General features: G+C 61.5%; 11 protein-coding genes. 3 read left to right on the top strand and 8 right to left on the bottom strand.

Annotated elements, in window-relative coordinates; genetic code table 11:
* Window positions 1–2 precede the first annotated feature (2 nt).
* Window positions 3–515, bottom strand: coding sequence for an SH3 domain-containing protein (locus IF204_RS09415; RefSeq protein WP_407658940.1), 513 nt, complete (start codon window positions 513–515; stop codon window positions 3–5).
* Between the two features lie 126 nt (window positions 516–641).
* Between IF204_RS09415 and IF204_RS09410 the strand changes: the two genes are divergently transcribed.
* Together IF204_RS09410 and IF204_RS09405 are read left to right on the top strand one after the other, a co-directional pair.
* Window positions 642–1,628 (top strand): 2-hydroxyacid dehydrogenase, encoded by a 987-nt coding sequence (locus tag IF204_RS09410; protein WP_194096479.1) that lies wholly within the window; start codon window positions 642–644, stop codon window positions 1,626–1,628.
* A 68-nt stretch (window positions 1,629–1,696) separates the two neighbouring features.
* On the top strand, window positions 1,697–2,158 hold the full coding sequence (locus tag IF204_RS09405) for a pyridoxamine 5'-phosphate oxidase family protein (RefSeq protein ID WP_194096477.1): 462 nt from the start codon (window positions 1,697–1,699) through the stop codon (window positions 2,156–2,158).
* A gap of 3 nt (window positions 2,159–2,161) precedes the next feature.
* Here the strand turns inward: IF204_RS09405 and IF204_RS09400 are convergent, their stop codons facing one another.
* The 5 genes from IF204_RS09400 to IF204_RS09380 form a co-directional block, all read right to left on the bottom strand.
* Window positions 2,162–3,139: a quinone oxidoreductase family protein gene (locus tag IF204_RS09400; protein ID WP_194096476.1), complete on the bottom strand. Its 978-nt coding sequence runs from the start codon at window positions 3,137–3,139 to the stop codon at window positions 2,162–2,164.
* Between the two features lie 71 nt (window positions 3,140–3,210).
* Complete coding sequence (locus tag IF204_RS09395; protein WP_194096474.1) at window positions 3,211–3,771, bottom strand: hypothetical protein; 561 nt, start codon at window positions 3,769–3,771, stop codon at window positions 3,211–3,213.
* 88 nt (window positions 3,772–3,859) lie between these two features.
* On the bottom strand, window positions 3,860–4,672 hold the full coding sequence (panB, locus tag IF204_RS09390) for a 3-methyl-2-oxobutanoate hydroxymethyltransferase (RefSeq protein ID WP_194096472.1): 813 nt from the start codon (window positions 4,670–4,672) through the stop codon (window positions 3,860–3,862).
* On the bottom strand, window positions 4,669–5,526 hold the full coding sequence (gene panC / locus IF204_RS09385; RefSeq protein WP_194096470.1) for a pantoate--beta-alanine ligase: 858 nt from the start codon (window positions 5,524–5,526) through the stop codon (window positions 4,669–4,671). Before panC ends, panB begins: the two co-directional genes overlap by 4 nt.
* A 147-nt stretch (window positions 5,527–5,673) precedes the next feature.
* Window positions 5,674–6,459, bottom strand: coding sequence for a carbonic anhydrase (locus IF204_RS09380; RefSeq protein ID WP_194096468.1), 786 nt, complete (start codon window positions 6,457–6,459; stop codon window positions 5,674–5,676).
* 178 nt (window positions 6,460–6,637) lie between these two features.
* Here IF204_RS09380 and IF204_RS09375 point away from each other — a divergent pair, with 178 nt between their 5' ends.
* Window positions 6,638–9,142 carry a GcvT family protein gene (locus tag IF204_RS09375; RefSeq protein WP_194096466.1) on the top strand — a complete coding sequence of 835 codons (2,505 nt, stop codon included), beginning with the start codon at window positions 6,638–6,640 and terminating at the stop codon, window positions 9,140–9,142.
* A gap of 99 nt (window positions 9,143–9,241) precedes the next feature.
* On the opposite strand, the gene IF204_RS09370 is transcribed toward IF204_RS09375, so the two are convergent.
* Window positions 9,242–10,312, bottom strand: coding sequence for an NAD(P)/FAD-dependent oxidoreductase (locus IF204_RS09370; protein WP_194096464.1), 1,071 nt, complete (start codon window positions 10,310–10,312; stop codon window positions 9,242–9,244).
* Window positions 10,313–10,412: 100 nt separating this feature from the next.
* Entirely contained in the window at window positions 10,413–11,495 is a 1,083-nt protein-coding gene (locus tag IF204_RS09365) for a BMP family ABC transporter substrate-binding protein (RefSeq protein WP_194096462.1), read from the bottom strand.
* Between the last annotated feature and the right edge of the window lie 10 nt (window positions 11,496–11,505).

Below are 11,505 nucleotides of genomic sequence, written 5' to 3'. Positions count from 1 at the left end.
ATCTAGTCTATGACTTCGGTCTCGCCCACCCCCCAAAGATTGGTTTTCGGGCTCCAGCCCGTAAATCCGCCGGCGGAGAGCTTGCACCAGTCGACGTTGCATTCGCGGATGCGGGCAACCACGCCGCTTTCAAGCTGCGCTTCTTGCGTGGCGTCCTCGTCGGGCATGGAAAACAGGGGAGTCATCTCGTCGATGATCACGGTGCGGCTGCCCGAGAGCATGATGTAATGCACCCATCCACCCATGCCGTCACGGTCGATAACGCGGCGCCAGTGGCCATGTTCGGCGGTGACCTGAAGCGGCATGTCGCGGCGCGTGAACACCCAGTCGATCCGATAGTCGGTCGAAGGGCCGCGGCGCACGTTTGCCTCCTGCGCTTTGAGCGAGACAAAACGGGGAAGGGGTAGGTTGGTCACTTCGCCCAGTTCTTGGGGTTCAGGCACGCTTGAAGGCGCGTCTTCGGCGTGAACCGAAACGGCGAGCATCAACGCAATCAGAGTTGCGATCGGACGCATCATGGGGCGCATCGTGTCACCTGTAAGCCTGTTGCCGCGCGGGGCATATGCTGCTCTTGTATCATGCGCGAGGTGCAGGCAATCTGCATTGTAAGAAAGCAAATGAAAAGTTGCGTAGAGGGTAGCATGCCGGGAAAACAATTGAGTGTTGTTGTAACGCGACGGTTGCCCGACCAGATCGAAACGCGGATGAAAGAGCTTTTCGATGTGCGCCTACGTGACGATGACACCGTCATGAGCAAGGCGGAGCTGACTGCGGCACTTCAGGATGCGGATGTTCTGGTGCCCTCAATCACGGACAGGATCGACGCCGAGGTGATCAAAGCAGCCGGTGAGCGTTTGAAGCTGATCGCGAACTTTGGTGCAGGGACGGACCACATTGATGTTGATGCCGCGCGCGATGCGGGTATCGAGGTGTCGAATACGCCGGGTGTGATGACCGAAGACACCGCCGACATGACGATGGCGCTGATCCTCGCCGTGGTGCGCCGTATTCCCGAGGGTCTTGCAATGATGCAGGCTGGAGACTGGGAGGGCTGGTCGCCAACGGGGATGCTAGGTGGCCGGATTGCGGGCCGCCGTTTGGGTATCCTCGGCATGGGCCGCATCGGTCAGGCGGTTGCTCGCCGTGCGGCCGCATTTGGAATGTCTGTGCACTACCATAACCGCCGCCGTCTGCGGCCCGAGACCGAGCAGGAGCTGGGTGCGACCTACTGGGACAGTCTCGACCAGATGGTCGCGCGGATGGATATCATCTCGATCAACTGTCCGCACACGCCCGCGACGTTTCACCTGATGAATGCGCGTCGCCTGAAACTGATGAAACCCGACGCGGTGATAGTGAATACCAGCCGCGGAGAGGTTATCGACGAGAACGCGCTGACGCGAATGCTGCGGGCGGGGGAGATCGCGGGTGCGGGCCTTGATGTGTTCGAGCAAGGCGCGCAGTTCAATCCGCGCCTGCGCGAGTTGAGCAATGTTGTACTGCTGCCGCATATGGGCTCGGCGACGCGGGAGGGGCGCGTCGAAATGGGTGAGCGGGTGATCCTGAACATCCACACCTTTGCGGACGGTCACAAACCGCCGGATCTGGTGGTGCCCGAGTTCCTTTAATCCGGCTTCGCTGCGCGAAACCGGTGCCTCCGGCGGAGGTATTTGGGTCAGAATGAAGGGGAGGGGATATGTTTACAGACGATGTGCGCCGTGCCATCGACCAGTCGGTTTTATGCTGGCTGGCAACCGTAGACGGCGAGGGGCAGCCGAACGTCAGCCCGAAAGAGATGTTCTATGCGGTCGGTGATCGCGAAATCCACATCGCCGAAATCGCGAGCCCGGTGTCGCGTCGCAACATTCAGGGCAATCACAAGGTCTGCGTGAGCTTTGTCGATGTGTTCCGCCAGAAAGGCTACAAAATTCACGGCGATGCGCGGATGGTTTGCGAGGACGCGAGCGATTTCGACGCGCTCGCCGCCCCTTTGCAAAAGATGGCCGGACCGGAGTTCAAAGTGCGCGGTGTTGTCGTCGTCGAGGCGATCAGGGCGACGCCGATCGTTGCGCCGAGTTACCGACTGTATCCCGACCGCACGGAAGCGGAGCAGATCCGGAACGCATTCCGGACCTACGGTGTCCGCGCGGTCGAGTAGCGTTTAGAGCGTCAGGATCGTGCAGCCGGTGGTTTTGCGCGCTTCGAGCGTGCGGTGAGCCTCGGCGACGTCTTCGAGCGGGAAACTCTGGTCGATCCGGATTTTGACGTCACCCGAAGTGACTTTTTCGAACAGCTCGGCCGCCATCTGCTGGCAGGTCGCGTGATCGGCGATATGGGTGAACAGCGTCGGTCGCGTGATCTGGAGCGAGCCTTTGGCCGCCAGCGTTTGTAGGCTGAACGGTGGCACCGCTCCGGACGCGTTGCCGAACGAGATCATCATGCCGAGCGGGCGCAGGCAGTTCAGCGAACCTTCGAACGTTGACGCGCCGACCGAGTCCATCACGACGTCTACGCCTTTGCCACCCGTGATTTCCTTCACGCGCTCGGCGAAGTCTTCGGAGTTGTAATTGATCGTATGCGTCGCGCCATGTTCGGCAGCGAGCGCGCATTTTTCATCGGAACCCGCCGTTCCGATGAGGGTGATGCCTTCGCTCTTGGCCCATTGGCAGGCGATGAGACCGACACCGCCTGCAGCGGCGTGGAACAGCACCGTATCGCCCGATTTGATCGGCACGGTGCGGCGGAAAAGGTAGTGCGTTGTCAGGCCCTTCAGCATCATTGCTGCGCCTTCTTCAAAGCTGATCGCATCGGGAAGGGGGCAGACCTGAGCGGCGGGCATCACGCGGGCTTCGCAGTAGGACCCCGGCGGGTTGGCGGCGTAAGCGGCGCGGTCGCCGACCTTGAGGTGTGTGACGCCTTCGCCGACGGCTTCGATCACACCGGCGGCTTCCATTCCCAGAGCGGCAGGGAGCTGCATGGGGTAGAGACCCGAGCGCTGGTAGCAATCGATGAAGTTTAGACCGACGGCATGATGGCGAATGCGGACCTGACCGGCGGCGGGTTCACCTACGTCGCGGGTCGCGATTTTCAGGGCCTCGGGGCCACCGTGTTCTTCGATGATGACAGTTTTGGACTGCATGGTTTTCTCCCTATCTTGGGAGAATTGCTAGGCGAGGCCGGATGTAATGTCCAGCTTCGCCTAGCGCACAGTCAGTTGGTGATTTGGCGCAGCAGGCGCTCACCAGGCAGGTCGGCTCCGATGATCTGTTCACGGGCCGAGCGCGCGAATTTGTCGAGCAGGGTGCGGTAATAACCGTCGCCCGACTGGACAGCGGAACTGATCAGAGCGCCGGTGGTCGTGGTGGACGCATCGCCTGCGGTAACTTGCAGGCTGTAGGTGCCGATGGTCGCACCGTTGCGGACGATGCGGGCGGAGCCTTGTAGCGTCGACAGGTCACGGCCAAAGGCGGTGGTGGTCGCGCCGGCAACGTTGAGGCGCGAGACATCGACAATCATCTGGACGCCGGTGCCGGTCGTCATGCGGTCGCGGAACTCACGCTCCAGCTGGGCTTTGAGTTCAGGCGCAAGTGAGCTGGTATATTCACGCGCACGGGTGCTGTCGAAAGCCGTACCAGCGGTGTTTACCTCGATCGAAGCAATCCGCAGCGTCGCGCGCATGTCGCGGCTGATCGGGTTGGTTTCGTAGAGGATGGGAGTACAGGCAGTCAGAGCTGCGCCTGCGAGAAGTGCGAAAAGGGCGCGACGGTGCATAGTGATATCTCGAATCCGGCATAAATCAGAATATGAGAGATACATAGCGTGACGGACGGCGCCGTCACGCTGTTTTTGGTATGCTGGCTTAGCGGTAGACTTGATCTTCGCCAGGGAACGCGCGGGTTTTGACCTCGTCCGCGTAGTCGGAGACGGCCTGTTCGATCATCGCGCCGAGCTTGCCGTATTCCTTTACAAACTTGGGGGTCCACGGGTTCAGGCCGAGCATGTCTTCGAGCACGAGGATCTGGCCATCGCACTGCGCCGACGCGCCGATGCCGATGGTCGGAACGGCGACCTGCTTGGTGATCTTCGCCGCCAAAGGTTCGACCATGCCTTCAAGCACGATGGCGAAGGCGCCTGCTTCGGTGACGACCTTGGCGTCCTCCTCGTGGAGCGGCCAGCTGTCCTCATCGCGGCCTTGGGTCTTGAAACCGCCCATAACGTGGCTCGACTGCGGGGTGAGGCCAATGTGCGCCATGACGGGAATGCCGCGTTCGGTCAGGAAGCGGATGGTCTCGGCCATACGCTTGCCGCCTTCGAGCTTGACCGCGCCGCAGCCGGTTTCCTTCATGATCTTCGCGGCGTTGCGGAACGCGATGTTCGGGCTTTCCTCGTAGGTACCAAACGGCATGTCGACGACTATGAGCGCCTGCTGAGTACCGCGCACAACAGCCTTGCCGTGCATAATCATCAGGTCGAGCGGCACGCCCACGGTCGACTCCATGCCGTGCATCACCATGCCGAGGCTGTCACCGACTAGAATGAAGTCGGCGTATTTGTCGACGATGGCCGCAGTATGCGCGTGGTACGACGTCAGAGAGACAATCGGTTCGCCGCCTTTTCGGGCTGCGATTTGGGGGACGGTGGTCCGGCGGATTGTCTTGGTCTGGGTGCTCATAGGGCAATCTCCCTCTGGTCAATGAGGAGGACGGTGTTGTCCTCGGGGCCGAACTCGGCTGACATCATAATGCCGATGGTGCCGCTCGGGCGGCCCGTCACCGGCTGGAGTGTCAATGCCTGCACGATGTCGACACCTGTCAGGCGTGCACGCGGCTCGGCGTTGATCGTATCACGGATCGCCGCGTCGATCTGCGCGATGGTGCCGCCGTTTTCCGCAACCTCTTCGGCGCGGGTGAGCGAGGCATTCAGTACGACGGAGGCAGCACGGTCTTCGGGTGAAAGGCGCACGTTGCGGGAGGACATGGCCAGCCCGTCAGCCTCTCGCACAGTGGGTACACCATGCACAGCGGTCGGCACATTCAGATCGAGCGCCATACGGCGGATGACCTGAAGCTGCTGGTAGTCCTTTTCGCCGAAGTAGGCATTGTCGGCCATGACGATGTTGAACAGCTTCGTCACGATGGTGCAGACGCCGCGATAATGACCGGGACGGACGAGGCCATGCAGCATGTTTGCAAGTTGCGTTGTCTCGACAATCGTCTCCGCGCCTTCGGGGTACATCTCGCTCACGGGCGGCATGAAAACGGCGGAAACGCCGGCAGCTTCCAGCTTGGCGAGGTCTTCGTCTTCGGTACGCGGATATTTCAGCAGATCGTCAGGATTGCCGAACTGGGTCGGATTCACGAAAATCGTGGCGACAACGGCGTCATTGGCGGCTTTCGCGGCGGCCACCAGCGATAGGTGACCATCGTGCAAAGCGCCCATCGTCGGCACCAGTCCGACAGATTGACCGGCGGCGCGAAAGTCCCGCACGGCAGCCCTGATTTCAGCGATTGAACGGCAGACCAGCATAGCCCCTCCACTTTTGCGCAAGGTGTAGCGGTCAGGCGAGAGGGCGGCAAGCAAACACGGGCGCGGGTTGGCGCTAACAATGTGTGCGGAAACGAAAAACGCCGCGTCCTTTGCGGGGACGCGGCGACTCGGTGATGTCTTGTCGGATTAGTTCGTCAGGACGAAGCGACGGTTCACCGGCTGGAGCGAGCGTGCGTTCATCGGGTAACGCGCTGCAAATGCGGAGATGGATTCGTCTGAAACAGCAACGGGCTGCTGCATGACGGTCCAGAGCACGGTTTCCGAGCACGGCGGCGTGGTGAGCGAGCCTTGGTAACGGTAAACGCTGGTGTTCTCCGGCAGGAGGTCGCCAAGGTCATAGTGGCCGACCAGTTCGAAGCCGTCAGTCGCCTCGACGCTGGCACCGGTCATGATGGTGTTGAAAAGCGCATTGGTACCGCCGCCGATCATGAGCACACCGATCACAGCAAGTTGGCCATCGGCTGCCTTGTGGACATAGTGGACTTCCATCGGCGCGCGAGTGCCGTTGACGGCGTGTTCGGACGGGGCGTGGAAGTGGAACTGCAGCAGGTCGTAGTACTTGCCGCCGATCGTCATGCCACCGCCGTTGGATACGTTGACCTGAATGGTGTGACCGTTGTCGACGACCGTCAGATCAGCCGCGGTATCCCATGTCAGCTGCGGCTGGGGCAGGTCGGAGCTGATGCCGCCCGTTAGGTCGATCGGAGACTGCTCCGCACCGTTGTCGCAGGCTGCGAACGTATCGGACAGGATGCCCCAGTTTTCGTTTCCGCTGTCGGGATAGGACCAGTGCAGTGCGGCAAGACGAGAATGACCCGCCGATGCAGAATTGTCGCTGGAAGAACCTTCGGCGAAAGCGGCCGAAGCAAATGCGGCCGAGGCCAGAAGGGAACAGAATGCGTGCAGCTTCATGGATGTACTCCAGTTTTATCTGGAGCTTCCAACGGCGGGGCAAACGGAACTGTTACTGTCCCTTCGCACAGCCTGAATGAAATGCTGTCGGTTTTCGACACTTTCTGGTCGGCTGTTTCCATTGCTGTTTTGCGCAATCTGGCAAAAGTGCCTGCAAGTCCAAACGGGAGTCGCCCTAATGAAATCGCACGTTCGCGCCCTTGTTGTCGGTGGTGGCGCCATCGGCACCTCCATTGCCTACCACCTTGCCCGCGCTGGCTGGGAAGACGTCATGCTCCTCGAGCGTGACGAGCTGACCTCCGGCTCGACATGGCACGCAGCCGGTCTTCTGCCGCTGTTCAACATGTCGTACGCGACGACCCACATCCACAAGTACTCGGTCGACTTCTACAAGACGCTCGAAGAAGAGACCGGCCTGAATGCCGGCTTCTCGATCTGCGGCAACCTGCGTATGGCGCAGACCGACGAGCGTATGGATGAATACAAACTGTATTCCTCGGTTGCCGAAACCGCCGACGTTTACCACGAATTCCTGACCCCCGCGCAGATCAAGGAACGCTGGCCGCTGGTTCGCACCGACGACCTCAAGGGCGCTCTATTCCACCCGCAGGACGGCTACATCAACCCCGCCGACGTCACCATGGCGATGGCCAAGGGCGCACGTCAGCGCGGCGTCATCATCGAACGTAAGTGGCAGGTCGACGGCTACAAGTGGACTGGCGATCACTGGGAAGTCACCGTCACCAAGATGGGCGAAAAGGGCGGTAACCTCGTTCCGACTGACGAACAGACTGTCATCCACGCAGAGCACGTTGTTACCGCGACCGGTAACCACGCGCAGCGCACTGCCAAGATGCTCGGCATCAAGATCCCCGCGATCCCCGTCGAACACCAGTTCATCGTTACCGAGCCCGATCCGGCGCTGGTTGCATACCGCGAAGCCGGCAACCCCGAGCACCCCGTTCTGCGTGACGCTGATGCGCTCTGGTACGTCCGCGAAGAGCGCGGCGGCTGGATCCTCGGCCCGTACGAGCGCGGCGCACCGGCACGTTTCGAATACGGCGTTCCGGATAGCTTCCGTGCCGACCTCTTCCCGCTCGACCTCGACCGTATCGAGGAAGAGTATGTCTCGATGATCCACCGTCTTCCGTCGTCGGAAGTCGCGGGCCTCAAGGACGACTTCAACGGCCCGATCTGCTACACCCCTGACGGCAACCCGCTCGTCGGTCCGGCTCCGGGTCTGCGCAACATGTGGCTGGCCGAAGGCTTCTCGTTCGGTATCACCGCTGCGGGCGGCACCGGCTACTACCTTGCCCAGATGATGGTCAACGGCGAAGCCGAGATCGACATGGCGTCGCTCGACCCCAAGCGTTACGGCTCGTGGATGACCACCGAATACGGTGCCCGCAAGAACGAAGAGTGCTACGAGCACGTCTACATCCTGCACCACCCCGACGAAGAGCGCGAAGCCTGCCGTCCGCTGCGTACCGCTCCGGCGTACGACCGCCAGAAGGCCCGCGGCGCTCAGTTCGGTCAGGTCAACGGTTGGGAGCGTCCGAACTACTACGGTCCGCTCGACGCCGCCGACAACTTCGACCACGACAGCCGCAGCTTCCGCCGCGGCGGTTGGTGGCAGTACGCCATGGAAGAGGCGAAAGCCGTTCGCGAGACCGCTGGTCTTATCGACGCGACCGCCTTCACCAAGCACATCGTCAAAGGACCGGGCGCGACCCAGTTCCTCGACTGGTTCACCTGTAACAAGCTGCCCAAGGTCGGTCGCATCAACCTGACCTACGCGCTGACCGAGGCAGGCACCACCCGCACCGAATACACCATCGTCCGTCTGGGCGAGGACGAGTACTACCTCGTTTCGGCAGGCGCATGGACCGACTATGACGGTGACTTCCTGCGCAAGGCTGCCGAGGACAAGGCGCCCGAGTTCGGCTACATCGAGATCCAGAACGTCACCACCCAGTGGGGCGTCTTCGCTCTGGCCGGTCCGCGTTCGCGCGATATCCTGAAGGAAGTCCTCAAGGATGCCGACGTCGAAACCGCGCTGTCCAACAAGCGCTTCCCGTGGCTGTCGGCGCGTCAGATCGAACTGGGCATGTGCCCCGTCAACGCAATCCGCGTGGCCTACACCGGTGAGCTTGGCTGGGAACTCCACCACCCGATCGAAATGCAGAACTACCTGTGGGATCTGCTCGTTCCGGCGCTTGAGAAGCACGGCGGCAAGCTCGTCGGTGCCCGCGCACAGAACTGGCTGCGTCAGGAGAAGTCCTACCGCGCATTCGGCAACGAACTGGGCCGCGACGCGACCCCGCTCGAAGCAGACCTGCCGCGCTTCGTCGACCTGTCCAAGGAATTCCAGGGCAAAGAGAAGATGGAAGCTATCGGCGTGCGCTCGAAGTGCGTCACCATCCTCATCGACGGTCCGGCAGATGCCGATCCGTGGGGTAAGGAAGCGCTGCGCGATCTGGACGGCAACTACGCAGGTCGTCTGACCTCGGGTGGCTACTCGGTCCACTTCGGCAAGCAGATCGGCATGGGCTACGTCAAACCGGCGCTTGCCGAGGTTGGCACCAAGCTGAAGGTCAAGATCATGGGTGATCTCTACGACGCGGAAATCGTCGAAGACAGCCCCTACGATCCGAAGAACGCAAACATCCGCGTGGATGGCTAAGTACAAAAGGGCGCCTTCGGGCGCCCTTTTCATTTCGGGGCTCTGCCCCTCTTGGCCTGCGGCCAATTCACCCCGGGATATTTGGGGCACAAAGGCAGATCAGCGGTAGCGATCCGGCAGCACGGCGGCTGCGTGCCCGGCGTCGATCGGGAGTTCGGTGCCGGTGACGATGGCGTGGATGAAGTCTTTGACGGCAGGTGCTGTGGTAAAGCCGTAGCCGCCTTGGCCCGCGCACCAGATGAACGAGGGATCGAGCGGATCGGGGCCGAGCACGAGCGTTTTGTCGGGCGAGAAGGTTCTGAGGCCCGCCCAGTTCGCGATCATGCGGTCGACCTCTACCGTGGTGTGGTCCTCGAAACGGGCGATGCCTTCGGCGAGGTCCATGTCGTCGGCCCAAGCGTCCATCGGTTCAGAGGGCGTTGCGTCGGCAGGCGAGACAATGAGCGCGCCGGCGTCGGGCTTCATGTACCAGCTTTCCTCCACGCCGAAGATCATCGGCCACGCGGATGGGTTCATGCCATCGGGGGCGGGGACGCGCGCCATGGAACGACGTTTGGGCTGGAAGCCGATTTCGGTAATTCCTGCTAGTGCGGCGACCTTGTCGACCCAAGAGCCTGCGGCGTTGACGATGTTTTTGGCATCAAATGTGCGGGTGGCTGTGGTGACGGTCCAAGTCTCGCCCGTTTTCGTGATGGACTGGACGCGCTGGGCGGTGACGACTTTGCCGCCGTTGGAACGGATTTTCTTGGCATAGGTCTGCATCAACAGTTCGGTGTCGATGTCGTAGGACGCCTCGTTGTAGGCAGCAAAGGCGACCTTTTCCGGATCGAGCATGGGGCACAGGTCCATCGCTTTGGCCATGTCGATCTCGGTCATGCCCATCCCTACGGTATCGGCTTCGAACTCTGCGCGCTGATCCGATTTGGCGACGAGCATCACGCCGCGAGGGGAAAGGACGCCAGCATCCTGATGCCCTTTGAGGGAAGCATGGCCCAGTGCCTCGACCGCTTTGCTGCCGTAGCTGGGTTCATAGAGCGCGGCGGAGCGACCCGAGGTGTGATAGCCCAGCGTGTCTTCGGCTTCGAGCACGGTGACTTGTCCCAAGGTCGAGAGGCCAGCGCCTGCTGCAAGTCCGGCGATGCCGCCGCCGATAACCAGATAGTCGATCATGTGAATTGTCCGTTGTCAGTTGGCGTGACCTTGACACAGGCGTGCGCCATGAAAAAGGGGCGCCGAAGCGCCCCTTTGAAACTTGGTCGGAAGAGACCGATCAGGACGGGATGTCGCCTTCGATACCTTCGACGTAGAAGTTGAGACCAGCGAGGGTGCCGTCGTCAGCGACTTCGCCTTCAGCAAGCCAGACCGAGCCATCCTGCTTGTTGATCGGGCCGGTGAACGGGTGGTACTCGCCCGAAGCGATCGCGTCGCGGAGTGCTTCTGCTTCGGCTTTGACGTCGTCCGGAACTGCCGACGAAATCTCGCCGATGCCGACCATGCCCGGGCCGATGCCGTCCCAGGTGTTGGTCGAGGTCCAGGTGCCGTCCATGACAGCCTGTACGCGGTCGATGTAGTAGGGCGCCCATTCGTCGATGATCGACGAGATGCGCGGCATCGGTGCGAATTCCGCCATGTCGGCAGCCTGACCGAAGGTGTAGACGTTGCCCGCATCCTTAGCAGCTTGCTGCGGCGCGGTGGAGTCGGTGTGCTGGAGGATGACGTCGCAGCCTTGCTCGATCAGAGCCTTGGCAGCGTCGGCTTCCTTCGCCGGGTTAAGCCATTCGAAGATCCAGATGATCTTGAATTCGACATCCGGGTTCACCTTCTTGGCGTGGATGTAAGCCGAGTTGATGCCGCGCACGACTTCCGGAATCGGAACCGACGCGATGTAGCCGATCTTGTTGCTCTGGGTCATGCGGCCCGCGAGGGTGCCCTGAACGGCGCGGCCTTCGTAGAAGCGTGCCGAGTAGACCGAAACGTTGTCGGCCATCTTGTAGCCGGTCGCGTGCTCGAACTTCACATCCGGGAACTTGGCGGCGACGTTGATGGTCGGGTCCATGTAGCCGAACGAGGTGGTGAAGATGATGTCGGCGCCGCCGAGAGCCATCTGGGTGATCGCGCGCTCGGCGTCGGGGCCTTCCGGAACCGATTCCTGATAGACGAAGTCTACCGCGTCACCGAAGTGCTCTACCATCTCCATGGCGGAGTGGTGGTGGTGCTGGGTCCAGCCGCCGTCGTTGATCGGACCGACGTAGATGAAGCCGACCTTGGTCTTGTCCTGCGCGCGGGCGGGGACGCCCAGAGCGGTTGCAATCGCGGCGCTGGCACCGGTGGCAAGTAGCGTTCTGCGTTTCATTTTTAGTTCT

The organism is Marivivens aquimaris, from assembly GCF_015220045.1.
Classification (GTDB): Bacteria; Pseudomonadota; Alphaproteobacteria; order Rhodobacterales; family Rhodobacteraceae; genus Marivivens; species Marivivens aquimaris.
Note: the sequence above shows the minus strand (reverse complement) of the source record. Positions and strands in the feature narration are given on the sequence as shown.

Coding starts and splice junctions, on each gene's coding strand:
- IF204_RS09370 (WP_194096464.1), bottom strand. CDS start 10,312: ATGATCGACTATCTGGTTATCGGCGGCGGCATCGCCGGACTTGCAGCA.
- panC (WP_194096470.1), bottom strand. CDS start 5,526: ATGCTGGTCTGCCGTTCAATCGCTGAAATCAGGGCTGCCGTGCGGGAC.
- IF204_RS09375 (WP_194096466.1), top strand. CDS start 6,638: ATGAAATCGCACGTTCGCGCCCTTGTTGTCGGTGGTGGCGCCATCGGC.
- IF204_RS09365 (WP_194096462.1), bottom strand. CDS start 11,495: ATGAAACGCAGAACGCTACTTGCCACCGGTGCCAGCGCCGCGATTGCA.
- IF204_RS09400 (WP_194096476.1), bottom strand. CDS start 3,139: ATGCAGTCCAAAACTGTCATCATCGAAGAACACGGTGGCCCCGAGGCC.
- IF204_RS09395 (WP_194096474.1), bottom strand. CDS start 3,771: ATGCACCGTCGCGCCCTTTTCGCACTTCTCGCAGGCGCAGCTCTGACT.
- panB (WP_194096472.1), bottom strand. CDS start 4,672: ATGAGCACCCAGACCAAGACAATCCGCCGGACCACCGTCCCCCAAATC.
- IF204_RS09405 (WP_194096477.1), top strand. CDS start 1,697: ATGTTTACAGACGATGTGCGCCGTGCCATCGACCAGTCGGTTTTATGC.
- IF204_RS09415 (WP_407658940.1), bottom strand. CDS start 515: ATGCGTCCGATCGCAACTCTGATTGCGTTGATGCTCGCCGTTTCGGTT.
- IF204_RS09380 (WP_194096468.1), bottom strand. CDS start 6,459: ATGAAGCTGCACGCATTCTGTTCCCTTCTGGCCTCGGCCGCATTTGCT.
- IF204_RS09410 (WP_194096479.1), top strand. CDS start 642: ATGCCGGGAAAACAATTGAGTGTTGTTGTAACGCGACGGTTGCCCGAC.